This is a genomic window from Glycomyces sambucus (assembly GCF_900102815.1).
Taxonomy (GTDB): Bacteria; Actinomycetota; Actinomycetes; order Mycobacteriales; family Micromonosporaceae; genus Glycomyces; species Glycomyces sambucus.
Window position 1 is genome coordinate 395,128 of the sequence record NZ_FNGF01000004.1, and the last position, 25,287, is coordinate 420,414.

Annotated in this window: 24 protein-coding genes and 1 pseudogene; 5 read left to right on the forward strand and 20 right to left on the reverse strand. The window is 69.5% G+C overall.

Annotated features, from left to right (window positions below; all coding sequences use genetic code 11):
- Nucleotides 1–93 precede the first annotated feature (93 nt).
- Complete coding sequence (locus BLS99_RS14350) at nucleotides 94–453, forward strand: ArsR/SmtB family transcription factor (RefSeq protein ID WP_091050801.1); 360 nt, start codon at nucleotides 94–96, stop codon at nucleotides 451–453.
- Between the two features lie 36 nt (nucleotides 454–489).
- On the opposite strand, the gene BLS99_RS14355 is transcribed toward BLS99_RS14350, so the two are convergent.
- From BLS99_RS14355 to BLS99_RS14375, 5 genes are all read right to left on the reverse strand, one after another.
- Complete coding sequence (locus tag BLS99_RS14355; RefSeq protein ID WP_218126503.1) at nucleotides 490–1,278, reverse strand: sulfite exporter TauE/SafE family protein; 789 nt, start codon at nucleotides 1,276–1,278, stop codon at nucleotides 490–492.
- A gap of 42 nt (nucleotides 1,279–1,320) precedes the next feature.
- The gene (locus tag BLS99_RS14360; RefSeq protein WP_091050804.1) at nucleotides 1,321–1,653 is read right to left on the reverse strand and encodes a YnfA family protein; all 333 of its coding nucleotides are present in this window, start codon (nucleotides 1,651–1,653) and stop codon (nucleotides 1,321–1,323) included.
- A gap of 13 nt (nucleotides 1,654–1,666) precedes the next feature.
- Complete coding sequence (locus BLS99_RS14365; protein WP_091050808.1) at nucleotides 1,667–2,089, reverse strand: MerR family transcriptional regulator; 423 nt, start codon at nucleotides 2,087–2,089, stop codon at nucleotides 1,667–1,669.
- Nucleotides 2,086–2,487, reverse strand: a complete 402-nt coding sequence (locus tag BLS99_RS14370) for a hypothetical protein (RefSeq protein WP_218126504.1) — start codon at nucleotides 2,485–2,487, stop codon at nucleotides 2,086–2,088. The genes BLS99_RS14365 and BLS99_RS14370 overlap by 4 nt, the downstream gene beginning before the upstream one ends.
- Before the next feature lie 242 nt (nucleotides 2,488–2,729).
- On the reverse strand, nucleotides 2,730–3,407 hold the full coding sequence (locus BLS99_RS14375) for a hypothetical protein (RefSeq protein WP_091050815.1): 678 nt from the start codon (nucleotides 3,405–3,407) through the stop codon (nucleotides 2,730–2,732).
- A gap of 220 nt (nucleotides 3,408–3,627) precedes the next feature.
- Here BLS99_RS14375 and BLS99_RS26265 point away from each other — a divergent pair, with 220 nt between their 5' ends.
- The gene (locus BLS99_RS26265; protein ID WP_176953364.1) at nucleotides 3,628–3,777 is read left to right on the forward strand and encodes a hypothetical protein; all 150 of its coding nucleotides are present in this window, start codon (nucleotides 3,628–3,630) and stop codon (nucleotides 3,775–3,777) included.
- Nucleotides 3,778–3,779: 2 nt separating this feature from the next.
- Here BLS99_RS26265 and nhaA read toward each other — a convergent pair whose 3' ends face one another.
- Both nhaA and BLS99_RS14385 read right to left on the reverse strand, forming a co-directional pair.
- The gene (gene nhaA / locus BLS99_RS14380) at nucleotides 3,780–5,147 is read right to left on the reverse strand and encodes a Na+/H+ antiporter NhaA (RefSeq protein ID WP_218126505.1); all 1,368 of its coding nucleotides are present in this window, start codon (nucleotides 5,145–5,147) and stop codon (nucleotides 3,780–3,782) included.
- A 91-nt stretch (nucleotides 5,148–5,238) separates the two neighbouring features.
- Nucleotides 5,239–6,117 (reverse strand): alpha/beta fold hydrolase, encoded by an 879-nt coding sequence (locus BLS99_RS14385; RefSeq protein ID WP_091050818.1) that lies wholly within the window; start codon nucleotides 6,115–6,117, stop codon nucleotides 5,239–5,241.
- A 210-nt stretch (nucleotides 6,118–6,327) separates the two neighbouring features.
- Between BLS99_RS14385 and BLS99_RS14390 the strand changes: the two genes are divergently transcribed.
- The gene (locus BLS99_RS14390) at nucleotides 6,328–7,812 is read left to right on the forward strand and encodes a serine/threonine-protein kinase (RefSeq protein ID WP_091050821.1); all 1,485 of its coding nucleotides are present in this window, start codon (nucleotides 6,328–6,330) and stop codon (nucleotides 7,810–7,812) included.
- Between the two features lie 54 nt (nucleotides 7,813–7,866).
- Here BLS99_RS14390 and BLS99_RS14395 read toward each other — a convergent pair whose 3' ends face one another.
- From BLS99_RS14395 to BLS99_RS14440, 10 genes and pseudogenes are all read right to left on the reverse strand, one after another.
- Nucleotides 7,867–9,117: a hypothetical protein gene (locus BLS99_RS14395; protein ID WP_091050824.1), complete on the reverse strand. Its 1,251-nt coding sequence runs from the start codon at nucleotides 9,115–9,117 to the stop codon at nucleotides 7,867–7,869.
- Nucleotides 9,118–9,332: 215 nt separating this feature from the next.
- Complete coding sequence (locus BLS99_RS14400; RefSeq protein WP_143034807.1) at nucleotides 9,333–10,316, reverse strand: hypothetical protein; 984 nt, start codon at nucleotides 10,314–10,316, stop codon at nucleotides 9,333–9,335.
- 454 nt (nucleotides 10,317–10,770) lie between these two features.
- The gene (locus BLS99_RS25700; protein ID WP_143034808.1) at nucleotides 10,771–11,475 is read right to left on the reverse strand and encodes a hypothetical protein; all 705 of its coding nucleotides are present in this window, start codon (nucleotides 11,473–11,475) and stop codon (nucleotides 10,771–10,773) included.
- A 448-nt stretch (nucleotides 11,476–11,923) separates the two neighbouring features.
- Nucleotides 11,924–13,525, reverse strand: coding sequence for a hypothetical protein (locus tag BLS99_RS14410; RefSeq protein ID WP_091050832.1), 1,602 nt, complete (start codon nucleotides 13,523–13,525; stop codon nucleotides 11,924–11,926).
- Between the two features lie 412 nt (nucleotides 13,526–13,937).
- The gene (locus BLS99_RS14415) at nucleotides 13,938–15,305 is read right to left on the reverse strand and encodes a serine hydrolase domain-containing protein (RefSeq protein WP_091050835.1); all 1,368 of its coding nucleotides are present in this window, start codon (nucleotides 15,303–15,305) and stop codon (nucleotides 13,938–13,940) included.
- A gap of 268 nt (nucleotides 15,306–15,573) precedes the next feature.
- Nucleotides 15,574–16,473, reverse strand: a pseudogene (locus BLS99_RS27785) (carbohydrate kinase family protein); the annotation flags it as partial.
- A complete protein-coding gene (locus tag BLS99_RS14425) occupies nucleotides 16,407–17,399 on the reverse strand; it encodes an alpha/beta hydrolase (protein WP_218126507.1) in 993 nt (330 codons plus the stop codon). The pseudogene BLS99_RS27785 and the gene BLS99_RS14425, both read right to left, overlap by 67 nt.
- A 2-nt stretch (nucleotides 17,400–17,401) precedes the next feature.
- Nucleotides 17,402–18,226, reverse strand: coding sequence for a carbohydrate ABC transporter permease (locus BLS99_RS14430; protein ID WP_091050837.1), 825 nt, complete (start codon nucleotides 18,224–18,226; stop codon nucleotides 17,402–17,404).
- A complete protein-coding gene (locus BLS99_RS14435) occupies nucleotides 18,223–19,179 on the reverse strand; it encodes a carbohydrate ABC transporter permease (protein ID WP_091050840.1) in 957 nt (318 codons plus the stop codon). The genes BLS99_RS14430 and BLS99_RS14435 overlap by 4 nt, the downstream gene beginning before the upstream one ends.
- Nucleotides 19,180–20,535 carry an ABC transporter substrate-binding protein gene (locus BLS99_RS14440; RefSeq protein ID WP_091050842.1) on the reverse strand — a complete coding sequence of 452 codons (1,356 nt, stop codon included), beginning with the start codon at nucleotides 20,533–20,535 and terminating at the stop codon, nucleotides 19,180–19,182.
- Between the two features lie 142 nt (nucleotides 20,536–20,677).
- On the opposite strand from BLS99_RS14440, the gene BLS99_RS14445 reads away from it, so the two are divergent.
- Entirely contained in the window at nucleotides 20,678–21,709 is a 1,032-nt protein-coding gene (locus BLS99_RS14445; protein ID WP_091050845.1) for a LacI family DNA-binding transcriptional regulator, read from the forward strand.
- A 1,455-nt stretch (nucleotides 21,710–23,164) separates the two neighbouring features.
- On the opposite strand, the gene BLS99_RS14450 is transcribed toward BLS99_RS14445, so the two are convergent.
- The 3 genes from BLS99_RS14450 to BLS99_RS25710 are packed head-to-tail and all read right to left on the reverse strand — an operon-like array spanning nucleotide 23,165 to nucleotide 24,227.
- Nucleotides 23,165–23,440: a DUF397 domain-containing protein gene (locus tag BLS99_RS14450; protein WP_091050849.1), complete on the reverse strand. Its 276-nt coding sequence runs from the start codon at nucleotides 23,438–23,440 to the stop codon at nucleotides 23,165–23,167.
- Nucleotides 23,440–23,631, reverse strand: coding sequence for a DUF397 domain-containing protein (locus tag BLS99_RS25705; protein ID WP_143034809.1), 192 nt, complete (start codon nucleotides 23,629–23,631; stop codon nucleotides 23,440–23,442). Before BLS99_RS25705 ends, BLS99_RS14450 begins: the two co-directional genes overlap by 1 nt.
- On the reverse strand, nucleotides 23,628–24,227 hold the full coding sequence (locus BLS99_RS25710; RefSeq protein ID WP_342761281.1) for a Scr1 family TA system antitoxin-like transcriptional regulator: 600 nt from the start codon (nucleotides 24,225–24,227) through the stop codon (nucleotides 23,628–23,630). The genes BLS99_RS25705 and BLS99_RS25710 overlap by 4 nt, the downstream gene beginning before the upstream one ends.
- A 456-nt stretch (nucleotides 24,228–24,683) precedes the next feature.
- On the opposite strand from BLS99_RS25710, the gene BLS99_RS14460 reads away from it, so the two are divergent.
- Nucleotides 24,684–25,070 (forward strand): hypothetical protein, encoded by a 387-nt coding sequence (locus BLS99_RS14460; RefSeq protein ID WP_143034811.1) that lies wholly within the window; start codon nucleotides 24,684–24,686, stop codon nucleotides 25,068–25,070.
- Nucleotides 25,071–25,287 lie beyond the last annotated feature (217 nt).

Below are 25,287 nucleotides of genomic sequence, written 5' to 3' on the forward strand. Positions count from 1 at the left end.
ATCAGGTGGGTCGCGCTCCTCGCGATCACATGAGCTGACTTAACTAATATCAGCAAATACTGTTGATAGCAAGTTCTGTGGTTTAATAGATGCATGAGCCGCACGATCGAACTCACTCTGACCGACGTGACCACCGGGCACTCGGACGACTCGGTGATCGAGCACGCCAAGAACCTCGCACCCCAGTTCAAGGCCCTCGCCGACGAGAACCGACTCGCGATCGTCCTCCTGCTCTCCGAGCACTCCCGCACCGTCCGCGAGCTGACCGACGCCACCGGCCTCGCCCAGACGCTCGTCTCCCACCACCTCGCGCCCCTGCGCGAACTCGGCCTCGTCTCCGTGACCCCCAAGGGCCGCAGCAACGTCTACTCCCTGTGCTGCGAGGCGTTCTCCGCGCCCCTGCGCGCCCTCGCCGGACTCTCGACCCCAGTGGAAGACACCTGCTGCGACTGAACCGCTTCGCAGGGGCCCTCAGAAACGCGCGCCCGGTCAGGTGAGGCTCTGGGCCGCGTAAAGCGCCGCGAGGCCGATCGCGAGCGCGCCGAGGAGGCGGCGCAGGAGCCGTTCGGGCAGGCGCGGCTGCAGGGCGGCGCCGGCGTAACCGCCGACGAGTCCGCCCAGGCCGCAGGCGATGCCGAGGGGCCAAAGCGGGGCGACGTCGCCCGGCGCGGTCAGGCTCAGGACCGCGTACGCGACGCATCCGGCGATCGAGGTGAGGAACGTCGACAGCAGCGCCGCCGGGGCCACGACCGCGACCGACAGGCCCGTGCCGACCAGGACCGGGCTCAGCAGCGAGCCGCCGCCGATGCCGTACACCCCGCCCACGCACCCCGCGGCGAACGCCAGCGCCAGGATCGCGTTGCGCCGCAACCCGGTCCGGGTCGCCGCGGCTTCGCGCCGCGGCAGCAGCAGCCACACCCCCAGCGGCCCGAGGACCGCGGCCGCGCACAGGCGGAACAGGTCCGCGTCGGCGACGAGGTGCACGCGGACGGCCGCGCCGATGACCACGCCCGGCAGCGTCCCGGCGACCAGCAGGCCCGCCAGCGGCGAGCGGAGCGATCCGCTCCGGGCGTACCGGGCGAGCGCGCCGGGGCCGGCGATCACGTTGTACAGCAGGTTGGTCGGGGTGACCGCCGGGTTCGGCACGTGGAGGACGCTGAGTTGGACCGGCAGCAGGAAGACCGCGCCGGAGACGCCGGCCGGAGCGGTCACGACGGCGATCGCGAGCCCGGCCGCGAAGCCGAGCAGCAGATCGCGGTCGAGCACGGAGTCGAGCACACGCTAACTCTACCCATGCGGTAGGAATAGGCGCGCGCCTCCTCACCCGCGCGGTGCGTACATGATGACGGCGACGCCGACGAGGCAGATCGCGGCGCCGATGACGTCCCACCGGTCGGGGCGGAAGCCGTCGACGACCATGCCCCAGGCGAGCGACCCGGCCACGAAGATCCCGCCGTAGGCGGCCAAGATGCGCCCGAAGTTCGGGTCGGGCTGGAACGCGGCGACGAACCCGTACGCACCCAGCGCGATCACCCCGGCGGCGATCCACAGGACCCCTTTGTGCTCGCGCAGGCCCTGCCAGATGAGCCACGCGCCGCCGATCTCGGCGACGGCGGCGAGCAGGAACAAGCTGATCGAGCGGGCGGTGTCCATGCGCGCGAACCTATCAGGATCGCGAGCCAGGAGCCGGAAGCGCTGCTGTGAAGGGGATCGGGCACGCCGGGTCGTGGGCGCACGAGGCGAGGTCGTCGCAGCCGGCAGACACCGCTGCTTCGAGCAGACCCGCGACCGCTTCGAGTTCGGCGAGGCGCTCGCGAACGTCCGCGAGCTTGGCGCGGGCGTGCTCGTGGAGACCGGGGACGGACCGGCCGGCTCCGAGCAGACCGGTGATCTCGTCGAGCGTGAAGCCCAGGCGCTGGGCGGCTTTGATCGCCCGCAGCCGCGCCACGACCGCGGCCGGGTAGCGGCGGTGGCCGCCGAGGGTGCGGTCCTCGGGGGCGATGAGGCCGCGCCGCTCGTAGTACCGCAGCGTCTCGCGCCCCACCCCGGAAACCGCGGCGACCTCGCCCACGCTCAGCAGCACGTTCACGGCCGCGCCTTCGCGGCTTCGGCCTGGGCGGCGATCCCGTCGAGGACGTGGGCGCGCTCGGGCGGCACTGCGACCTCCAGCGCCAGCGTCCCTTGGGCCGCGGTGAGCGTGAACGTGAAGAACCCGCAGCAATCCGCCTCACGCACCGCCAGTTCCGCCGTCCGCGCCGCGAAGGCCGGGTCGGGTGCGAGGGCGAGCCGGAGCAGGTGCGCACCGACGCGCTCGACACCGGTCACCGCGTCGGCGAACAGGGACTCGAACGCCGCCAGGCGCATCGGCTGGTCCGCGACCGGCAGGCGGCACGCCTCCACCGGCACCCAGCCCAACGACACCGCCCGCGCGGTCCGCGCCCGCTCGGTGCCGGACGTCCCGTCCGTAGGGATCGGTGATGTCGTCATGGACTGCCTCCCGCTCGCACTGCCCGGCCCTGCTGCCTCAACGCTAAACCCGGACCCGGGTACCGGATGCAACCCGAGGAGTCCCAGGTCCCAGGGAATACGCGCCCTCGCGCTGCTCGACATCTTCCGCCGCGACGATCTCAAGGGCTGGCTCAAGACCCGCGTCTTCGGAACACCGTCGCCCGCGTGAGTTCAAGCGGGTGACCCCTGCGGGGCGGTGGAGCCTGTCGTCACCGTCCCTTTCAGAACGTCTTCGGCAGCGCGAGGATCACGATCGCGGCGCCCAGGAACGTGACGACCGCGGCGCCCGAGAGGATCCACTGCGAGCGGCGCGTACGCATGCGGCCGGCGACGCCAGCGAAGAACAGCGCCAGGGCCAGGACCACGGCCATGAACACGTAGTTGTCCGAGCGCTGGTTGTCCGCTTGGGCCTCGGCGGTGGCGGCCTCGGCCTTCGCCACGAGGTCGGCGGCGAGCGCCTCCGATTCCAGCGCGTACTCGGGCATGTCGAACGGGGTGGCGGGCGCGGCCGGATCGACCAGGGGATGCGTCGCGATCCACGCGTCGACGGCGGGCTTGAACTCGGGACGGAACCGCTCGTACAGGAAGCCCGAGACCTCGTCGGGGTCCGGCGCGTAGTCGCCGTTCGGGCGGGGCGAGGTGCCGGCGATGATCTCCTCCTGGAGTGCGCCGATCCAGGAGGTGTAGGCGACCAGGTCCTTGAGCCGGTCCTGGCCCGCGTCGGTGGCGGCCTTCGCCGACTCGGTACGCGCCGCACCGGCCTCGGCGAACGAGATCGCCTGGTATCCGCTCCACTTCGCGCTCTGGAACCCGGACCAGGCGGTGCCGACGGCCGCCAGCGCCATGACGATCGTCAGCACCAGGTCCATCCAGGACGGCAGCTTCCAGTCCTCGCCCATGCGGCCCCTTCCCAGATCACGCCGTGCGCGGCCTCGGCCGAGGTACGGGCCGGCCGGTCTGGCGCGCCATCTGACGGCTCCTTCGAACGGCGCCGGCGGTCGCCGAGGAACCAGAGCCTACGACCCCTGGAGACCCGAATTCGCCCGTTTCTCGCATTCGCCCGCCTCCCGTCCGCCGGACTTCTACATTGGGCGGATCCAGACGGAGAGGGGCGAGGCCGTGACCACCAGTCCGCAGAAGCGCGCATGGGCCGCCGGCGGCATGGTCTTCGCCGCGTGCGCCGCGATCGTCATGTGGTCGCTCGCGACCGCCGGCGACCGACCGTTCCTCGCAGTCCTCCCCGAAGCGGGGAGCGGGCAAGACCGGTAGCGTCACCTCTCCGGTTCCTCCTGGTCCAGGGGCCGACGGCGGGCGAGGAGGAGGCTGCCGGTGAGTGCGGCGAGGACCGATCCGGCGAGGACGCCGATCTTGGCCTCGTCGGTGAGCAGGGCGGTCTCGGAGCCGCTGAAGGCGAGTTCGGTGATGAAGAGGGCCACGGTGAAGCCGATGCCGGCCACGGCGGCGATGCCGGTCAGCAGGGGCCAGGTGGTGCCGGTGGGGAGCCTTCCGGCGCCGGTCTTGACGGCGATCCAGACCGCGGCGGTGATGCCGAGGGTCTTGCCCGCCACGAGCCCGAGCACGATCCCGATCGTCACCGTCGAGGCCGCCGCGGTCGCCATGAGGTCGCCCGAGAGCGCGACTCCGGCGTTGGCGAGCGCGAACAGGGGCAGCACCACGAACGAGGAGAACGGGTGGTGGGCGTGCTGAAGCCGGTGAGCAGGCGGCTGCGCGTCGCGGGTCAGCCGCACCAGGCGCTCGGTCTCGGCGACGGTCAGTCCGTCCTTGGCGAGTTCCTGCGCTTCGGCATGGGCCACTGCGGGGTCCAGGAGCGGCTTGGCCGAGATGATCAGGCCCATCGCGACCCCGGCGATGGTGGCGTGGACGCCGGATTCGAGCGTCGCCAGCCAGAGGGCGATGCCGACGATGAGGTAGACCGGCGCCGACCAGACGTTCAGCAGCCGCAGGCCGACCGCGAGGGCGAGGAGCGCGCCGGCGGCGGCGAGCCAGGGCAGCGACAGGTCGTCGGTGTAGAAGAGGGCGATGACTGCGATCGCACCGAGGTCGTCCACGATCGCAAGCGTCAGCAGGAAGACCTTCGCGGCCGAGGGGATCCGGGGCCCGAACAGGGCGAGGACGCCCACGGCGAAGGCGATGTCGGTCGCCATGGGGATGCCCCAGCCGCCGGCGCCGGGGCCGCCGGCGTTGATGGCGGCGTAGACGAGCGCGGGCACGGCCATGCCGCCGATCGCCCCGGCCACCGGCGCGACCGCGTTCCGCGGTCGGCGCAGCTCGCCGGAGACGATCTCGGCCTTGATCTCCATGCCGACCACGAAGAAGAAGACGGCCATGAGGCCGTCGTTGATCCAGTCCTTGAGCGTGTGGTGCAGTTCGAAGGAGCCGACGTGCAGCGAGATGTCCAGGCCCCACACCGCCGAGTACGAGGCCGACCACGGCGAGTTCGCCCAGGCCAGGGCGATCACCGCGCACACGACCAGGACCACGCCGGCGGCCGGCTCGATCTTCAGGAACTCCGCGGCAGGGCGCCCCACGTACCGCGCCAGAGGCTTGCGCGAGTACAGGAACGAGGGCGCGGACCGCCAGAGCGGGGACTTCCAGGGTTCTTTGGCGGCAGTGGGCACGGGCGGCTCCGTTCCGGGGTCGCTGACAGGACTCGCCGACCAGCCTTCCCGGCACACCAGACGCCACCCTACCCGAACGGCGGCCCTCCGATCACGCGCCGACCAGGCCCAGGGCCTCCTGCACGAGGGCGACGACGTCGCCTGGCCGCTCCTCCACCGCCAGATGCCCCACTCCGGGCAGGATCCGCAGCTCCCGGCCGAAGGCCGACTCGACGGCCGGCGCCAGGCGGTCGGCGGGCAGGAACCGGTCGTGCTCACCCACCGCGGCCACCAGCGGCGTGCCCCGCCAGCGCTGGAGATCGGCGGAACGCAGGGGCGCGGGGGCGAGCGTGGTGCGGCAGTAGCGCGCGACCAGCGCCATCCACTCGACCGTCGTCGGCGCGGGCGCCGAACCGGGGGCGCAGAACAGGTCGAGCAGGGCGCGCGTGCGCTCCGGCGACGGGCTCGCGAGCCATGCCAGGGACCGGCGCATCAGCAGTGGGTCGGTGCGCAGGGGGACGATGCCGCCCGGGGAGGACAGGACACGGGCGGCGATGCACGGAGAATCGCAGCTGAGGGCGATCGCCGCGCCCAGCGAGTTGCCGACCACGACCGCGTCGCGGACGGCGGTGAGCTTGAGGATCTTCGACAGCGTCTCGCCGTACCAGGACTGGGCGTACGGACGGGGCGCGAGCGGGCGCCGGGGGCGCTCGCCGGTCGACAGTCCTGGCTGGCCGGGCATGTCCACCACCATCGTCGCCCACCGCGCGCCCAGCGCCTCGGCCACACCCGTGCAGGTCGCGGCGTTGAAGTTGGTGCCGGGCACGAACACCACCCGCGCCGGGCCGTCACCGATGAAGGTCAGGTGGGCCGACGATCCGTCGACGGGCACACGGTCGGTGCGGTGCGGGACGGACCACTCGCCGAGGCGGGCGCGGCACCAGTGCTGGATGATGCGGCGACCCGCATCGGACTTGTAGAGGCTGCGCACAGAACCGGGCTCCGATCACGACGAAGGACAACGCACTTCGCCGACCAGACTTCCCGGCACACCAGGACACACCGTACCCCCAGCGGAGCCGCCGACGTGACGAGCCTCGCCGACTGCGGCGACTTTGCCTGGCATTGAAAGAGATCCGTAGAATGGCCCGGATGAGTCGGCCGGAGCTGCGGGCGGGCTCGACACCGTTCCGGAGGTCCTGTGCGCCCCTTGCCCCCGACAGAGCGCCACCAGTTCGGTGGGTTCCGCGTCATCGCCGAGCTGGGACAGGGGGCGATGGGCCGGGTCTTCCTCGGGTACGGACCGGACGGTCGGTGGGCGGCGGTCAAGGTCATTCACGGCATGCACGTCGCCGATGCGGGCTTCCGGGCCAGGTTCCGTGAGGAGGTCGCCGCCTCGCAACAGGTCTCCGGCGGCTACACCGCAGCCGTGCTCGATGCCGATTCCGAGAGCCCGACACCGTGGATGGCCTCCGAATTCCTCCTCGGACCGACGCTGCGAGAGGCGACCGAGAAGACCGGGGGCCTGCCGGAGGAGGCGCTGGTGCGCCTCGCTGCCGGGCTCGCCACCGCGCTGGCCGAGATCCACCGCGCCGGTATCGTCCACCGCGATCTGAAGCCCGGCAACGTCATCCTCACCGGAGACGGTCCCCGCGTCATCGACTTCGGCATCGCCCGCGCCCTTGCCCGCACCGGAACCGATCTCACCCGCACCGGCGGCGTGATCGGCACGCCCGAGTTCATGTCGCCCGAGCAGGTCGAGTCCCGTCCCCTGACGCCCGCCTCGGACATGTTCGCGCTCGGCTCCGTCCTCGCGGCCGCCGCGAGCGGCGCCAGTCCGTTCGCGGCCCCGGCCACCTTCCACGTGCTCACCGGCATCGTGCGCGCCGAACCCGACCTCTCCGGCCTGCCCGGGCGCCTCCGCGCCCTCGTGGCCCCGTGCCTTGCCGCCGATCCCCGCGACCGCCCCACACCCGCGGGGCTACTGGAGCTGATCGGGCGGCTCGAACCGACCGCGAACCCGTGGCCGGATCCGGTTGTGGCGCTCGCGCACTCGCAGCGCCGGCAACTCACCGAGCTGCTGACGCGCACCCCCGCGCACGCGACACGCCTCGACGACGGTCCGACGCTCGTGGTCGACCCTGACCGGCCGACATGGGCGGAGACGCCGTCCCCGTCTGCGACCCGGCCGCCCGAACAGCGGCGGCGTGCTCCTATCCCCCAGGGCCCGCATCGCACCGGACCGGAAGCTCCGCCGCGAACGGTCCGAAGGGCGCGACGCCTCGCGTGGTGGTGCCTGCCCGGCTTCGTCTGCGTCCTCGCCGCCGGCGTCCTCTCACTCGGTGCGCCCGGCTCGCCGAAAGCGGTGATCGCGGTCAACATCGTGCTCGCCGCCGCCTCGATCGCCACGGTCATGGTCGGGAACCGGTGGCTCCTCCAGCGCCGCACGGCCGGAGTCGGCCTCATAGCCGCGGCAACCGCGGTGGCGGCACTGCAGGCCATGACGATCCCGCTGCAGGCGTCGCTGACCGGCGCCGACTTCCCCCTCGACAGCAACGATCCAGTCGAAACGCTGCTCTCACTCCTGTTGTACTTCTACGCCTCCGCCGCCACCATCGTTGCGATCGCCGGGTTCGTGTACGTGATGCTGCCCGCGACCCGCAACTGGTGCCGCACCCACCCGTAGACGATCTGCCCTGAGCGAGACCGCCGCCAGGATGAAACCGACCGTGTCGGGTCGTCACCAGGACAGCGTCGCGAGGTAGCTGCCGCTGGCACCGGACGTCGCGGAGTGGCCGCTTCCGGACGCACCGCTGGAACTGCTCGTCTCCCTCCATTCGGTCTGCCGGAACGTCCACATGCCGTAGCCCGCCTCGATCGCCGCCCCGAAGCGTGAGACGAAGGTCGTCCATGTGCCGCCGCCCCACCCGGAGGTGTGGGTGACGTGCGTGGCGTGCTGGCCTTCGTACGGCGGGGCTTCGACGGTCTCGCGGCGGCGCCGGCCCTGGGCGCGCAGCCGTTCGTCGACGCGTCCGGTCAGCGGATTGACGCGGAGATAGCGCTGGCCCGAGTACATCGCGGGCAGGTCGCCGATCCAGCGGGCGAGGAAGATCACGGGGACGCGCGCGGCCGTGACCAGCGCGGCCGCCGCGACGAGCGACCAGAAACCGTCGAAGCGCAGCGGGATCGGCAGCACGTTGGGAGCGAACCAGGTCGCGAGCCACAGCAGGAACGCCCCGCCCAGGAACGAGGCCGCGAGGCTGTACCAGGTGCCGAACACCGTGATCCCCGACGTCCAGTACCGGTGCCCGCCGAGCGCCATCGCCTTCGCCCATTCGACGTCGCCTCCGAGCCGGACCACGGCGGCCTTGGGCAGCGCGAAGAACACGACGGCCGCGATTCCGGCCGTCAGCAGGGTCTGCTGGAGGTCCGCCGTGCCGAGACGGACCCCGTCGACCAGTCGTGAAGCCGCGACGAGACCCGCCCATGCCGAAGCGGCGCTGAACAGGCCGAGCAGGACCGCGCGGCGCCCGTCGGTGTTCGCGAGCTGGTAGGCGAGTTTCGCCAGCAGCGCGACGATGAGGCCCGCGATGCTGGCCGCGACGGGTCCGCCCGCCGTCGACGGCCAGCCCAGGCGGACGGCGACCTGGGAAGCGCCGAACATGGCGAGCGGGACCGGACCGAGGATCCACAAGGCGGTGAGCGTCCAGCTCATCAGGACCCAGCGCCACAGCACCGACTCGTGCGGCGAAGACCAGGCGTCCTCGGCAGACGCCATCATGCGCTGCCAGTCGGCGCGGCGCTTCGGTTCCACCCAGCGCCGTTGCAGCGCAAGGAACGGCCAGGCGCTGAGGAGCACCAGGCCGGTCGCGAGCGGCACCACGGTGAGCAGGGCTTCGGGTTCGGTGGGGAGTGTGAACCCCGGGATCACGTAGTTCGCGGACAAGAGCCCGGCGGCGGTGACGACGACCGCCCGCAGCAGCCGGAGCAAACGGGTGAGAATAGGGCGCACAACGTACATGCTCCCAGAAACGGCGCATCGAGCAAGCCCACCGAACGCGGCGCGGCCCAGTCAGGCCCGTGGGTCGCCGCTACTAGTTTCTGCCGGAAGGGAACACGGCGACTCCGCGCCCACGCAGGTAGGCGCGGCCTCACGGTGGGAGTTCCTGTCTTCGGTTGTGGGGCAGTGAGTACCGGGTGCGTAGGTCAGACCATTTCGACCACGGGTGCATGGGTCGGATCGGTGCCGCAGTGGAAGATCTGGAGGTCGGCGCCGCGGCCGATGACAATCTCGACAGCGTCCTCCAGCCGATCGCCGTCCTCGACCGGTATCCAGTGCGGGGCCCCCGACCCCGCCCTGCGGGAGGCGGCGTTCAACAGCGGCTTCGCTTCGGCGCCGCACTCGCATCGCACCTCGAAGCCGTCGATCAGCATCCACAAGCTGCCGTGCCCGCTCACTTTCCAGCCGGGCGCCACCGCGAGCTCGCGATAGGAGAAGTCGTCGGTGACGCGTCCGTACGCCTGAATGCGGTCGGCGAGGCCGGGAGGGAGGAGGTCGTAGTCGGGGTACTCGATCACCGGCTCCGGGGCGACGGTGCAGGGGTTCGGCACGTAGTCCTCGAAGCCCACCAGGGTGTCCCCCGGAGGTAGCGCGGCGGTCATGGGTTGATCGGCCGTGTTGCGCCAGCGCAGCTGGACGGCGGGCTGGTAGTCCTTCGCGTGGTCGAACGGGCACCAGAGCACTTGGAGGAGGTCGAACCGGTCGCGCAGCGGCAGCCCGGGGACGTCGCGGGTGAACAGCTGCGCGATGGGCAGGAGCGCCGCCGGCTCGGCCAGGGCCTCGGTCCGTCGGGTGCGGTCGGTCTGTGTCTCGTTGATCAGATCACGGCGGGCCTTGTCCTCGGTGGAGAAGTTGAGCGGGCCCGCACCGTCGGGTCCCCAGGCCCTCGCCATGATGCGGCGGTGTTCGGCTACTTCGTCCAAGGTGGCGAGCACGTCCCATTCATGCGGGGCGGTGCACGTGGGCCACGGCTCGTCCAGGGGCCACAGCAGCGGCCCGCCGATGGAGGACTGATCAGCAGTCGGCCTGCCCCAGCGCGGATGCAGACGAATCGCGGTGCGGGCGAGGGGCGCGAGCGCGGGCCAGAGCGCGGCGACATCATACGGCCGGTCAGGAGAGGTGAAAGGCATGGACGGAACTTCCAACTGAATCGAGCAGAGTGATGGGCTTGGGAACTGTAACCCCGCGCACCGACAGCGCCAGCGGATGCCGAAAGCCCTTGTCCTATCGAATTCTGCATGGCACCAGAGTTGGCACAGGTGGGGCCCCAGTTCTGTTGGACGCGGCATCGCAGCTTGGTGGGCATCGCCGAGCTCAGCTCGTCAACATTGCAACCGCCGCCGCGGCCGCGGCCAGGAGTCCTGCTGCGCCTCCGAGCGCGAGAACCACAATCACCGCGCATCCACTGTTCGTCGGTCCGGCCGCTGTCTCTCTCACATGGCCGACGCGCGATACGTTGCCCGGTTCGATGCTGGTTGATCCAGCAGGCCCAGCCAGCGACTTCCAGTACGCGCAAGCGTGCCGTATTCAACATCTGTCGATGGCCTCTATGGTTCGCCGTAGGTCCGGGGAGAATGACCAGGTTCAGGGCTGGAGTTTCGCCAGGCGTTCAGCGATCTTCGATCCTTCTCGCCGGTCCGCTGGCGTGTGGTCGATCCAGCGTTTGAGCACGGCGATCTCCAGTTCGCGCTCGCCGAGTTTGCGATGGATGATCGCGGCATGCTCGGTGTAAGCCGGTGCCGGCTCAAGACCACCAGCTGCTTTCTCTGCCCCTTCGATCGCCTGGTAGCACAGCTCGAGTGCTTCGCGAAGTCGACCATCACGTTTGAGCTGTTTGATCGGTTCCACCAGTTCGAGGTAATGGATGCCGTTGACCATGCCGGCGCGGAACTGCTCAGCTCGTGAGCCGCCTTCGACGAGCGCTTGTTGTACCAGGTTCGTACGGAACGCCGATTCAGCGGCTCGCTTCTCTTCAGGGGTCAGCGGCGGAGGGTTCGCAGCGCTGTAGCTCCACTGCGGTGGCTCCGAGCCCAGCCACACCCAGGCTTCGCCGCGATAGTTCCGGTCGCGTTTGAGGCTGAACAGCCGCATTGGCACCCGCAATTCGGCGCCGGGGCGAAGCGGCAGATATCGCGCGGTAGCCGAGGAAAGATAGCCGATCCGCATCCCATCGGCATGCGCGGCGACAGCTGCAGGATCGACATGGTTGTCGGGCACTCTGCGCAAGACGGCCTCGATATCGAGCATGCCACGCTCCGGAAGGGCGTAACGCTGGATCAATGCGGCCACTTCGGCTCTCGCTACCGTGGTGGTCCCTGACAACTGTTCTTGGCCGGAACCCGTCGCGCCCCAATGGGCTGGGAGCCTCGGTTCACTTTGCCCGTTCGCTTGTCTCAACCAGCTTCTCAGACCCATGAGGTCCATTGTGCGCATGTTGATGCGCCCAGGAAATCCCCTGACCGGGCATCTTCAGGAAGCGTTTCGCCCCAACCGGTCAAGGCTGTTCGGGCAAGGCGCGTCGAGGGATGGATCGCTCAGAGTCCCGAGAGGCCGCGCACCACGGTGGCGCCTTCGAACTGTGCTCAGACGAGAAGGCCCCGGTTCTCAGGGGCCTTCTGTTTCGCGTTCGCGGTGAGCCTCCGTCTTCGGCGCTCGCCGGCATGGAATCGGGCGGGACCACCTGGTCAGGCGGCCCCGCCCTTGTCGCGCGGGTGCGGTCGGCGACTCCTGCAACGGTTTAAGACTCGTTGGGCGGGTAGGACGGCACACCTCCCATCACGTACGCCACCTGCTGCGCGAGCGGGATCGTGCCGCTCGGTTCGGGGGCGCCGAAGGTGACGGTGACCGAGCCGTCGCTGGAGCTGGTGTCCACCTTGTTGACCGAGTAGTTCGACGATGCCGAGCCGACCCGGAACAGTCCGAACAGGTCCACCGACGCCGTCGCGCCGACCTTCATGTCGCTGGTGACCTTGCTGGCGTTGCCGCCCTTGAAGGTCATCGACATCTCCGGTTGCTGGGAGACGACGAAGGTCTTCAGGCGCGAGAGCTTGCCGCCCTCCCCGAACAGCTCGCCCACGTTGAACTCGCTGCCGTGCAGCTGGTACCCGGTCGCGTCCTGCCCGGTCTTCGACGCGATCTCGCTGAGGATCTGGCCGTCGTACCAGCCCACCGTGCCGTCGGGCGTCAGGGCCGTGGGCGCCGAGCTGATGATCGTGACGCCCTTGTAGTTGAGGTCGATCGTGACGGTGGACGAGCTCGACGTGTAGGTCGACAGGTCGTAGGACGAGGACGCGCCGAAGTTGATGCCCACGGCGTCCATGATCGGGACCGAGAACCCCACCTTGCCTCCCACGCTGAGGTCGGTCGACTTCGAGGAGAAGTTCGACAGCTCCAGGTGAAGCGACACGGCGTTCCCGTCGGCCTGGAGCTGCCCGATGAGCTGGTTCGCGCTGGGCAGCTTGTCGGGCGTGTAGCCGACGTAGAACTGGCCGGGGCCGATCTCCTCGCCGCCGTTGGCCGCGCTCGCCTGGATGATGTTGGCCCGGGCGGCATTGAGCAGGGCGGTGGCCTCGAAGTACCTGCGGTGCAGGAGGATGCTGTTCGCCGCCACCACCTTGTAGTTCGCGATGGCGTTGTAGAGCGCGGTGAGCGAGTCCGGCATGTCCTCGAAGGAGCCGTACCTCGCCAGCACCTGGTCGAAGACGTCCTGGAGCTTCCCGCCCATCGGCAGCGGGTTGGTGTAGGCGAACCCGGCGTTGGTGAACTCGGTCAGGATCGACGCGATCTGCGCCGATGCGGCCGTGTCCTCCTTGTTCATCAACTCCTGGTCGGCCTTGGAGTAGCCGAAGACGGTCGCCCCCAGGATGTTGCGGTAGAGCGTCGAGAAGCGGTCGGTGCCGATCTGGAGCTGGCCGCTGCTGGAGGTCCCCAGCAGCGAATCGAGGTCCTGGAGCGTCGCCGCGTTGTAGTACGCGTTGGAACCGTAGGTGATCCCGTAGTTGAAGCCGGCCGGGTACGACACGGTGCTGAACTTGCCGTCCAGCTTCGCGCCGAGGAACTCGCCGATCTTGCCCTGGAGTTCGTCGGAGAACGCCTGCTGCGCGGCGGTGGTGCCGGTGGCACCGGCGACACCGCCGGCGCCGCGGAGCGTCATGCCCCCGGTCGGGTTCTGCTTCTCGTACAGGTAGGAGCAGTTCTCCCATCGAGTCGCCCGGCTCCTCGGGAAATGGCTCTTGAAGACCATGAAGGCCGCCTGCTTCGCCCGCTCAGCGTCGACGGCCCAGACCGTCGTCTCCCAGACATCGGAGCCGTAGCTCACCCTGACGAAGTACCTGTCCATGATGTTCCTCCTTCTCGGATGGGCGACCGAACCGTGATGATCGATCGCGTTGCATCCAGAATCACCAGCCACTCCAGTTCGCGAAGGCCGCTCGGAGATTTCCGTCCGAAGCCGCTACGACAGCCGCATTTCGTGATTATTACTATTGATTGCGTCCAATAGTGTTGCGCCGCAAGAGATCACGGACAGGCGCTCAGATCGGACGAGATGCTCTCCTCGGTCGCGGCGTTGTTCGGGATGGGTGACCTTGGCCGCCCCGGCCGGCCGTCGGATGCATCCGCACGCTGCTCGCGCGGCGCTCGGTCCACCGGCGTTGAGTGAGCCCTCCAGAAGGCGGAGGTAACGAAATACGGCTTTCGTGCTGCCGGAAACGGGCCTTTCGACCCCGCCGGACACCCGGGGCGGCTCGGGGCTACACGCGGCGGAACTCGCGGCCGGCCAGGTCGAGTGCGGTGACGTTGCCGTCCCGGTCGCGGTGGAAGTATCCGCGCTGGCTCTGGAGCGGGCCCTCGGTGACGATGTAGTCGTCGCCTTCGGGGTGGAGGAAGCCCATGTTCGCTGGCTCGCAGTCGGCGGGCATCTCCTCGTCGGAGGCCGCGCGCAGCTCGGGTTTGATGCGGGCGGCCAGGGTCAGGCGCCCGCCTTCGTCGGCGACGGTCACGGTCATCATGTCGACGTCGTAGTCGCCGACCACTGCCGCGGCGCGGGGCGCGTCGTACGCGACCGGCTCGGGGTCGCGGTCGACCAGGCCCGTGTACTGCTCCAGGGCCCAGCGGATGACCTCCCAGTTCGCGGGGGTCCCGCCGGGTTCGGCGTTGGCGAGCGCGACGACGGCGAAGTCGTGCCCGGGCACGACGACGAAGTCCGCGAACTGGGCGATCGAGGACCCGCCGTGCGCGAAGGCCGGCTCGCCGTCGATGTCCTTGAGGAACCAGCACTGCCCGAACGCGTCCCCGATCGAGGACCCGCGCAGTTCCACAGTGGGCGTGCGCATGCCGTGCAGCGCTTCGGTGGAGAGGACGCGCTCGCCGCTCTCGGTCCGGCCGTCGCCGAGGTGGAACCGGGCCCAGCGCAGCAGGTCGGACGCGGTGGAGGCGAGGCCCCCGCCGGGGTTCTGGGCGCGGTGCAGCTTCCACTTGTGCACGACGGCCGGGCCGTCATCGCCGGCGGTGTGGCCGACGGCGAACCGGCGGGTCATGGCGTCGGCGGCGAAGTAGGTGCTCTCACCGAGCCCAATCGGGTCGAGCAGGAGCTCGGCGACGGCCTGCTCGTAGGTCTGGCCGGTGACGGCCTCGACGACCCGGCCGAGGAGGTTGAACGCGGCCTGGCTGTAGGAGGCGCGCTCGCCGGGGCGGGCGATGATCGAGAGCTCCTCCAGGTCGCCGACGTACTTCTCGAGGGCGTCGTCGCCGTCGCCGGTGTCCAGGAGCATCCACGTGTCCAGGCCCGCAGTGTGGTTGAGCAGGTTCGCGACGGTGATCGAGGCGGCGGTGCGCTCGTCGGCGAGCCTCAGGCCGGGCAGGTAGCGGCGGACGGGAGCGTCGAGGTCGATCAGGCCGCGCTCGGCCAGGGCGACGACGGCGGTCGCGGTGAACGGCTTCGTGGTCGAGCCGAGGGTGAAGATCGTGTGCTCGTCGACCGGCAGCGGATGGTCGAGGCTGGTCACGCCGTGCGCGGCGAAGACCTCGCGGCCCCGGTGCCAGATCCCCACGGACATCCCGGGGATGCCGTACGTCTCGGCGGTGCGGGCGACGGTCTGCTGGAGTTCGTTGGCGCTCATGGTGATTCCCTTCGCGGGCCCGGTGTGCTCCGGGCGGTTTCGCTGGCAGGGGGAACCATCGCCGACGGCACTGACGGGCCGCTGACACGCTCCTGACACCGGGCCGACGCCGGTGCGGCGGAGGTCCGTCCTCGGCGAGGATCGCGGAGTCGAGATGCGACGACTCCCCGCCGGGTAACCTCCCCCAGCCGTTGAGCTCGTCGCGCCGCGGCGGATTCGCTCCGGCCCGGGAGCAGGTGATCGCCGCGACCTTCGCGGCGAACTCGACCGCCGTCTGCGCCTCCTCCGGACTCAAGCGGGCCAGCGCCGGTGGCGTCAGCCGGTCGTTGCGGTCCAGCCAGTTGAGGAGGCCGCCGCTGAAGGCGTCTCCGGCGCCGACCGTGTCGATCACGTCCGTCTCGGGGGCCGGTACTTCGAGCGACACACCGCCGCAGTCGACCAGGGCACCGTCGCCGCCGCGCGTCACCACGACCAGTCTGCAGCCCTTCGCGGTCCAGTGCCGCGCCCACTCGGTCTGGTCGGCGCCCGGCCAGATCCACTCCAGGTCCTCGTTCGACACCTTCACGATCGACGCGATCGCGAGCCACCGCTCGAGTCGGTAGCGGAATGCTCGTCGGTCCCCCAGCAGCGCCGGCCGCACGTTCGGATCCAGGCTGACCGTGGTCCCAGCACTCAGCTTCGCCAGCCAGGGTTCGATCGCCGTCGTGCCCGGTTCCAGTGCCAGGGCCAGTGATCCCGCGTGCACGGCCGCCAGCGGTGGTGAGTCCGGTAGTTCCCCTGGGGTCCACTGCCAGTCGGCCGTGCCGGTGACGTGGAAGGTGTAGTCCGCCGAGCCGCCGGGCGCCACCGAGACGACCGCCAGACTGGTGGGTTCCTCGGCGTCGATCGCCCACCGCAGATCCACCTCCGAGGTCTCCAGGTGGGTGCGCAGGAGCCGCCCGAACGCGTCGCGCGACAGCCGACCGAGGAAGGCCGTGTCGGATCCCAGGCGGCCCAGGGTGATCGCGACGTTCATCGGGCTTCCGCCCGGGTGCGCCTCGGGGTGCCGCCGGTCGGTCTCGGGCACGGCGAGGTCGATGAGGGCCTCGCCGATGACGCCGATCATGCGTGCACCGGCCGCTGGTCGTCGCCGCGCGCGGACTCGTCCGCGAGCAGGCGGCGCAGCCATTCGGCGCGGGTGCGCCTGGCCTGGCGCGAGAGCGCGGCCTCGGGTATCCAGGCGTCGAAGGCGTGCGCGCCGCCCTGCCAGATGTGCAGTTCGGCTGTGCCGCAGGCGGCCCAGATGCGGCGGGCGTACTCGACATCCTCGTCTCTGAAGGTCTCCGCCGAACCGGCGTCGACGTACGTCGGCGGGAGTCCACTCAGGTCGGTCGCTCGGCCCGGGGAGGCGTAGACGGGAACGTCGCGGCGGGGCCGGTCTCCCAGGTACGCGGACCATCCGGTCTCGTTGGCGGTCCGGTCCCAGACCCCGGCGCCCTCCATCTGCCGGGACGATTCGGTGTCGTTCCGGTCGTCGAGCATGGGGCAGATGAGGATCTGCCCCAGCAGGCCGGGTCCGGAGCGGTCGCGGGCGAGCAGCGCGGCCGCCGCCGCGAGGCCGCCGCCGGCGCTGATGCCACCGATGACGATGCGGTCGGGGTCCAGTCCGAGGTCGCGCGCGTTCGCCGCCGTCCATTGGAGTCCCGCGTACACGTCCTCGACGGCGGCTGGGTACCGGTGCTCCGGTGCCAGCCGGTACTCGGCCGTCGCGACCGCCATGCCGGCACTGGAGGCGAGTTCGGCCGCCATCGCGAGATCGTCGAGCGCGTTTCCGGCCACGAGGCCGCCGCCGTGCAGGTAGTAGAGGACGGGCACGGGTCCGGGACGCTTTCGCGGCCGGAGCAGCACCATGTCGGGCGATGCGCCGGTGCGCGGGTCGTGCGCCCGGTGGCGGCTGAGGGTGAACTCGCCGCCGCGGGTGATCTCGTCCTCGTCCGGTGCGACCGCGCGCGAGCGCAGCTGCGGGATCTCGTCGGGGCGCAGGCTCGTCGTCAGATCCGTGCGCTGCGACAGCGCCCGTTCGATCTCGGGGGCGAAGGGCGGGCGGTTCGACACGGTCACCCCTTCAACGACCCTTGGAGCAGGGCCGAGACGAACTTGCGCTGGAACACCAGGAACACGATCAGTGTCGGGGTCAGGATCAGCAGCGACCCGGCGCACAGCAGCGGGATGTCGGTGCCGTACCGGCCTTGGAACGCGCCCAGTGCCCCGGCCATGGTCCGCTGGGCCGGGTCGGCCACGAGGACGATCGCGAGGAGGAACTGGTTCCACGTCCACAGGAACAGCAGGATGGCGAGCGACGAGATCGCCGGCACCGACAGCGGGACGTGGATGCGCCAGAACAGGTGCCACGTGGTGGCCCCGTCGACGCGCGCGGCCTCCGACAGCTCTCTGGGGATCGTGGCGAAGTTGGCGCGCATCCAGGTGACCGCGAAGGGCATGAACAGGCCGATCAGCGGCAGGATGATCGCCCACCGGGTGTTCAGGATCCCGAGGTCGCGGATCTGGAAGTACAGCGGCGTGATGATCCCTTCGAAGGGGAGCGTCAGGCCGAGGATGAAGACGATGAACACGGCCCGGGCGCCGACCGGCCTGAGGTGGCCCAGGCCGAATCCGGCGAGGGTCGCGAGGAGGACCGCGGCGGGGACGACTCCCAGTTCGATGAGCATGCTGGAGCCGAGCAGGCGGAACATGTCCGCCGACTGGAAGGCGAGGCCGAAGTTCTCCCAGTGCGGTGTCTCCGGCCATTCGATGCCCTGGGGGTAGCTGCCCGGCTCGTGCAGGGCGGTGACGAAGATGCTGACGAAGGGCAGCACCGTGACCAGCATGAGCACGACGAGGATGACGCGCCCGATGATCTTCTCGCGACGGGAGGTGATCATGATTCACGTCCCCGGAGGAGTCGCTGGAGGGGCAGGACGACGACGATCACCAGTGCCATCAGGACGATGCTGAACGCGGAGGCCGTGCCGATCTCGCGTTCGAAGAAGGCGAGGTAGAAGATCTGCAGGCCCGGCACCAGGGTGCTGTCGCCCGGTCCGCCCTGAGTGGCGACGTAGATGATGTCGAAGCTGGCGAGCGCGGAGATGACGGTGACCGTGACGCACACGGCGATCTCCTGGCGCACACCGGGAAGCGTGATCGAGAAGAACTCGCGCACGGGTCCCGCCCCGTCGATGCGCGCCGCTTCGTAGAGCGACGCGTCGATCCTGGTCATGCCGGCGAGGATGAGCACCAGGCACAGGCCCACCTGCACCCACGCGCCGATGACGCCCACCGCCGGGAGGGCCGTGTCGAAGTCGCCCAGCCATGCCCGGGTGAGCGCGTCCAGCCCGACCGACCGGAGGATCTGGTTGGCGAGGCCGTCGCTCGACAGCTGCCAGCTCCAGATGATCCCGGCGGCGACCAGTGGGATCACCTGCGGGATGAACAGGACGGTCCGCGCCGCGGTCGCCAGGCGGCTCGCGGCGATGGACCTGATGAGGTTGGCGGCGAAGAGCGCGATCGCGACGGGAACGACGCTGAAGTACAGGATGAGCTCGAAGGCGTTCCCGATCGCGCCCACGAGTTTGGGCTCGCTCAGCACCGCGATGTAGTTGTCGAAGCCCGCCCAGGTCGCCGTGGTGACGCCGTTCCAGTCGTAGAACGAGTACTGCACCGAGGTGGCGATGGGGCGCAGCACGAAGAACGCGTAGAAGAGGGCGGCCGGGGCGACCAGGGCATAGGCGAGCAGGCTGCCGCCGGCGCGGCGGCGCCGGGCGCGCCCGCCCGGCGCCGGCGGGCGCGGACGGGCGGCGCCCGGACCGGTCGACGCAGTGGTCGCGGGAGTGGGCATCTAGTCACCGACCTGCGACTCGTAATCGGCCTGCACGGATTCGAGCAGTCCCTCGGGCGTCTGCTCTCCGGCGACCAGCTTCTGGAGGTTGGGGGTCCAGCTCTGGGCGTAGATCGCGCCGGTGGCGTTGGCGATGAAGTCCATCGCCCCGTCCGCTTCGCTGATGGCCGCGCCCGCGGCGAGCGTCGCGGCGGTGACGGAGCCTTCGGCGACTTCCGGCATGAAGCCGTCGGCCGGCCCCATCGGGTGCGAGCCGCCGGTCTCGACCTCGATGGTCCGCGCCTCCTCGTCGGTCGCCGCCCAGTTCAGGAAGAACGCGGCGCACTCGGCGTGCTCGGCGGTGGCGGCGATCCCGTAGGTGGCCGGGGCCGACATGGCGCCGATCGCGCCGCCCGCTTCGAGCGGAGGCATCAGGAAGAAGCCGGCGCCGCCGGGCATCTGCGCGTCGAGGTTGCCGGACTCCCAGTCCCCGTTGAACATGAACAGCGTCTCGCCGTTGGTGAACCGGCTCATCATCTGCGAGTAGTCCATGGAGTTGACGTCGTCGGCGAAGTAGCCCTCGTCGATCCACTCGGCGAGGTGTTCGGCGGCGGCGAGGTTCTCGGGCGTGTCGATGTCGGCGCCGGGCTTCTGGTAGATCCAGTCGTTGACGGCGGCGGTGTCGCCGTACGAGGCCATGAGCGCCTGGAGCGGGAACGCGAGGCCGCCGGTCGCACCGCCGTTGAACTGCGCGATCGGGGTGATGCCGGCGTCGCGGGCGGCGGCGAGGTAGCCGTCGAACTCGTCGAGCGTCGCGGGCGGCTCGGTCATCCCGATCTGCGCTCCGAGCTCCTTGTTGAAGAACACCCCGGTCATGGAGTAGCCGAGGCCCATCGCGTAGAGCGGGCCGTCGCCGCGGCTCCCGTCCTCGTCGACGCGCAGCTGCTCCAGCTGCGAGGCGGGCCACGTGTCCCAGCCGAACGCCTCCGCGTAGGGGTCGAGGTCGAGGAGGAGGCCGTCGGAGGCGAGTTCGGACATCTGCGGCAGGCGCATGAGGTCGGGCGGGGAGTCCTGGAGGGTCCGCGGCGCGTTCTGCGTGATGACGGCGAACTGGTCTTCGCGGATGTCGAAGGTGACGTTCGGGTACTGGCGCGTGAACTGGTCGGCGAGCGCGCTCGGCAGGGGGAAGCCCGTCTCGAAGTACGCGCTGAGCACGACCGGGTCCTCACCGCAGGTGGGATCGCCGGTCAGCGGGGCCGAGGCGTCCTCGGCGCCGTCGCTCCCGGGAGGGGCGCAGGCGGCGAGCCCGATGGCGGCCGAGAACGCGACGCCCGAGATGACCAGAGCGCGCCGGCGGAACTTCCTGATGCGAGACATCGTTGTCCCCTTTCATCCATGTCGTGGAGGGATCGGCGGATGATGCAACCGTCGAGCTAAACCGAGTTAGCAACGACTATACTGCGAGACGGATCTGCGTTTGTCAACTCCGCGGAGACCTCGGAGTACGGAAGGACCTCACGTGCATCAAAAGCGAGTCACCCTCGCCGACGTCGCCAAGGCCGCGGGCGTGTCCCGCACGACGGCATCACTGGTGCTGTCGGATCGCGGCGACGAACTGCGGATCTCCGAACCCGTCCAGCACCGGGTGCGCCAGGTCGCCGCCGAGCTGGCGTACCGCCCCAACGCGGCGTCGCAGGTCCTCCGGACCGGCCTCAGCCGCACCTTCGGCTTCATCTCCGACACGGTCGCGACGTCCCAGCTCGCGGGCGACATGATCAAGGGCGCGCTCGAGGGCGCGCGCCGGCACGACCACATGCTCTTCATCGGCGAGTCCGAAGGGTCCGAAGACGAGCAGGCCCGCCTCATCCAGGCGATGGTCGACCGGCAGGTGGACGGGATCGTCATCGCCTCCATGTTCACCCGGGAGCGGCCGGTCCCCCGTGGAGTCGGCCGCCCCCTCGTCTTCCTCAACACCGTCCCCGCGGAGGACCACGCTCAAGTCCCCGTCGTCATTCCCGACGAGATCGGCGCGGGCCGCGCCGCCGCCCGCGCACTGCTCGACGCCGGCCATCGGGAGATCCACCTCATCGGGGCCGGACCCGCGCTCGGCGACGTGCCGCCGCTGACCATCGCCGGACAGGAGCGCCTGGAGGGCATCCTCCGAGAACTCGACGGCGCCGGCCTCGAGCCCGCGAGCGGCCGCAGGTGCAGCATCTGGCTGCCCGAGGACGGATGGCAGGCGACGACGGCGCTCCTGCAGTCGGGTGTCACCGGCGGGGCGATCCTCTGCTTCAACGACCGCCTGGCCCTCGGTGCGTACCAAGCGATCCAGGAAGCCGGCTTCCGAGTGCCCCAGGACTTCTCAGTGGTGTCCTTCGACGACCACCAGCTCGCGAGCTGGCTCCGACCCGGCCTCACCACCGTCGCCCTCCCCCACTACGAGCTCGGCCGAAGGGCCGTCGAGGCCCTGCTCGCTCCCGCCCAGGCCGACACCCGATTCGAGCGCGTGCCGATGCCCCTCCGAGCACGAGGCTCGATCGCCGCCCCCTGATCGAACCCTGCCGTTCGACCGAGCGGTCGACCGGCGGGAAGCAATGGCCGGCAACTCGGCCGACCGAGCCCCGCTCGGCGCCCGAAGACCTTGGCCCCGCGATCCGGGGACAGCAAAGAAGGCCCTGTCACCAGGGCCTTTCGTTCTGTGCGCGTCTCAACAGCCTATCTGAACCCGCTCCCGCAGGTCACGGCCCTGGTTTCGCGCCTGTCCGCCGTATTGGCGGCCCCGACAGCAAATCCGGCCGTGTCGCGGCCCGCAATGACTGTATCCGACCTCTCAGCAGCCACCGGCGGCGCTGGCCGAGATCGGAGTCCTGGACCTGGGCGGCCGTGGAAGTTGTACGAGCGCCTCACTTCGGATGACGTCGCGACGATTGTCCACGGCCACCGGAGTGGTAGCCGTCAGAAGGACCTTGCAGCGCGCTTCGGGATCAGTGTCAGCAGCGTCCAACGAGTGCTTCGCGATCACGGCGCCATGGGATAGACGGAGGCAGGGGCGGGGTCGGGCGGTCTTCCACCAAAGATTGCCCGACCCCGTTTCGGGTGCGGTGGTGTCGCGAGAAGCGAAGACGGCCACCGCAACCCGGTCGGTTCCGCGGCCGGTCTGTGGTTCAGGCGCCCGGCTGCGGAACTTCAAGGGTGAAGGTCAGGTGGTGTCGGGTGCGGCGATCAGGGCCGCGCACTGGTCGAGGAGCCAGGGGCACCACGGGTCACCGGACCAGGCCGGGGCCCATTCGGGCACCTCCTCGGGGTCGTCGGTGAAGCGGCAGCACTCGCGCGGCCCGGCCCCATCGTCGACATCCAGGAGGTAATCGACGATCTTCTGGGAGCGGCCCGGATCCGATCCAGGCGGTAGAGCGTGAAGACCACCGGGCCGCGTTGGAAGTCGCCGAGGTAGCCGTCGATGCCAGGCTTGCCGTCGGACCGGAGGTTGTACGGGTCGCCTTCGGGCGCAGTCGGCTCAGCCATTGCCGGACTCCGCCCGTGCCGTGGCGAGGTCATCGCGGTAGAAGACGCGGAACGCTTGTTCTTGGAGCCATATCTTCGCGTGGGGCTTGAGGCCCCGCCAGAAGGCGCCCCAGGTGGCTTTCAGGTCGCCGGAGTTGAGGCCGGAGACCACCAGGACGACGTCGTCACTCCGCGGGCCGGTCAGGACTTGGAACGAGTCCGGTGCGACCGGCCCGGAGGCGCGGACGGTGTAATCGCGGTACTGATCGCTAAAGGTGCCCGGTTGAGTGCGCCGGGATCAGGACACCCGACGGCTGTGTGTCTGCTGCTCATGCCAATGAGCTTATGAACTGCGCAAATGCAGGTACCAGCATTGGTTATGTCGTGCGCGTCCGACCCGCTCGCGGCAACCGGACACCGAGGGCCGACATAAGGACCGGACAAGAAAGACGCGCCGTGGTGTCCCATCGGCGCGTCTCCAAGCGGCAGTTAGAGCAGCTTAGCGTTATTCGAGGCTGCCGCGTTCGACATCGGCGGCCAGGACGGCGAGATCGAGCTCCCCGTCGCGGACTCCGCCGACAAACGCTTTCCATTCCTCGGGCGTGTAAATCAGGATCGTTCCGGCGGGGTCGTCGAATCGGCGCATGGCGATCAGGCCGTTCTCGGCGAAGCCGAGCTCCAGTTCACCGGGGGTGCCGTCGGCGGCGTCCGGACGGACCCACCGGGCGGCTGCAGTGTCGAATTCGCCCTTGAGCGGGTGCTCCCTGACCGGACCGGACATCAGCCGTGGTCTTTCACCCAGGCAAGGAGGCCGGTGTAGGTGGCGGAGCCGACGGTGACGATCGGACGGTCCTCGGGGAGCTTGGAGTGCGAAACCTGCGGGGCACCGTCGCTCAGCCGTACCTCGACACAGCTGTTGTTTTGGTTGCCACCGCTGCGGCTGGACTTGCGCCAGGGACCAGTGGTGCTCATTTGAAGAACTCCTCCGCGGTGATCGACTTGGCAGACGCGAGCTTGAACGCGCCTGTGAAGAACGTACCCTGCGAAGTGTTCGCGTCCACGAATCCCCCACCGCGCGGGGATTCGACGTTGACCACCGGCGGCTGTTCGCTGTCGTACTCGAAGAGGTTGAGCGACCACGGCTGCAAGTCGTAGCGCCCCAACGCGAGCGGCATGATACGCACGTCTGCGAACGGCAGCGCGGAGACCTGCTTCAGGTCTGCCAGTATCAGGTCCCGGTCCGGTCCGAGATCCATGGTCAGGGCCGCCTCGCCAATCAGGAGAAGTGCTTCTCGTCCGGACTCGATCCACCGCTCGCGTCGCTCCATCCGGAACTCCAGACCGTCGTCCCAGTCGATATCGCCATCGAAGGAAACGGCCGTAGTCCCCCGGATCATCCGGTAGTACGCCTCGCTGTGCACGAGCGAAGGAATCGCGAGTGGCGAGTGGTAGTACAAGAAGGTGGCGGCATCTTCGCACTGCTGGAGGAACCATCCGCGGTCGTTGACGGCGTTGCTGTAGATCGAGCACCAGTCACCGGTGCGGGCGGCCTCGGCAAGGCGGGCGATGTGGTCGACCTTCTGGTGCGGGTTTCATAAAACCGCAGGAGCTCCAGGACCGTACCGACCTTGACGCCCCGGTATGACCCGGACTCCGAGCGGCCGAGCGTCTTCGCCGAGCAGATGTTGGTCGGGACCTCGTTCTTCCGGTAGCCCGTTGGCCTTCCCGGGCGGCGCCGGACGCGTTCGGCTTCGAGCTGGCGCCCCAGTTCCTGCACCGGCGGCGGGACCTTGGCCGGGTCTTCGATGTCGGTCATGCCAACGGATTCTAGAGATAGTGACCTACCGATTACAAGCCATACATGCAGGAACTTCCCTGCGCGCCAATCGAATCAGCCAAGGCGACCGGACAAAGCCATGGGACAAGTATTGCGGTTATTGTTGTCTGGTTCCAAGGACCGGACAGCGTCGGGTTCCGGACACTCAGGTTCACATCAAGGTGTCGATCAGATACGTTCCGTTGCCATGTCTAGGAAGAAGAAGTCACCCCTGTACCGCTACTGGGGCTATCTGCTGCTGGCCGGAGCCGTAGTCCTGCTCTTCGCCCGCGACGTCGGTCCACTCGCGGTCTCGGGCGCTTTCGCACTCAGCTTTGTATGGATGCTGCTGGCCGCCCCGACATGGTGCGGAGCGAAGAACCGCGGCGAAGGGTACTGCCGCAACAACTCCTCGGGCCTGCTCGGCGGCTGCCGCCAAGTCCGCCAGCACAAATGGCAGCGTTTCAAGTCCCTGACCCGCCTCGACACCCTCACCACCGCCGCCCGCGGCTGGTTCACCGGCGCACCCCAACAGATCGCCACCTGCGCCCTCGCCGTCTCAGCCATCGGTGTCATCGCGGGCCTGCTCAAATAGGCACTCCAGGCGAACAAGGGACGTCCATTGGGCCTAGTTCGATGACGAGACCGCCCCAACGCCTGGACACGCCTATCGAAACCTGCACTGATATAGGAGACGAGGTCAAAGCCTAGAATGCCCGCCGACCTTAATGTCTTTGGACTACTAGTGAAAACCACGCAGCCCCATGTGGCTGGTTGTGACCGCTCATAAACGGTCACATGCAAGGACTCCG

Bases quoted from the DNA above. Each gene is read 5' to 3' on its own strand.
- BLS99_RS14410 (WP_091050832.1), bottom strand. From the start codon at position 13,525: ATGGACAGGTACTTCGTCAGGGTGAGCTACGGCTCCGATGTCTGGGAG.
- BLS99_RS14375 (WP_091050815.1), bottom strand. From the start codon at position 3,407: ATGGGCGAGGACTGGAAGCTGCCGTCCTGGATGGACCTGGTGCTGACG.
- BLS99_RS14435 (WP_091050840.1), bottom strand. From the start codon at position 19,179: ATGCCCACTCCCGCGACCACTGCGTCGACCGGTCCGGGCGCCGCCCGT.
- BLS99_RS25705 (WP_143034809.1), bottom strand. From the start codon at position 23,631: ATGAGCACCACTGGTCCCTGGCGCAAGTCCAGCCGCAGCGGTGGCAAC.
- BLS99_RS14415 (WP_091050835.1), bottom strand. From the start codon at position 15,305: ATGAGCGCCAACGAACTCCAGCAGACCGTCGCCCGCACCGCCGAGACG.
- BLS99_RS14370 (WP_218126504.1), bottom strand. From the start codon at position 2,487: ATGACGACATCACCGATCCCTACGGACGGGACGTCCGGCACCGAGCGG.
- BLS99_RS14440 (WP_091050842.1), bottom strand. From the start codon at position 20,535: ATGTCTCGCATCAGGAAGTTCCGCCGGCGCGCTCTGGTCATCTCGGGC.
- BLS99_RS14450 (WP_091050849.1), bottom strand. From the start codon at position 23,440: ATGTCCGGTCCGGTCAGGGAGCACCCGCTCAAGGGCGAATTCGACACT.
- BLS99_RS14400 (WP_143034807.1), bottom strand. From the start codon at position 10,316: ATGCCTTTCACCTCTCCTGACCGGCCGTATGATGTCGCCGCGCTCTGG.
- BLS99_RS14460 (WP_143034811.1), top strand. From the start codon at position 24,684: ATGTCTAGGAAGAAGAAGTCACCCCTGTACCGCTACTGGGGCTATCTG.
- BLS99_RS14350 (WP_091050801.1), top strand. From the start codon at position 94: ATGAGCCGCACGATCGAACTCACTCTGACCGACGTGACCACCGGGCAC.
- BLS99_RS14360 (WP_091050804.1), bottom strand. From the start codon at position 1,653: ATGGACACCGCCCGCTCGATCAGCTTGTTCCTGCTCGCCGCCGTCGCC.
- BLS99_RS14430 (WP_091050837.1), bottom strand. From the start codon at position 18,226: ATGATCACCTCCCGTCGCGAGAAGATCATCGGGCGCGTCATCCTCGTC.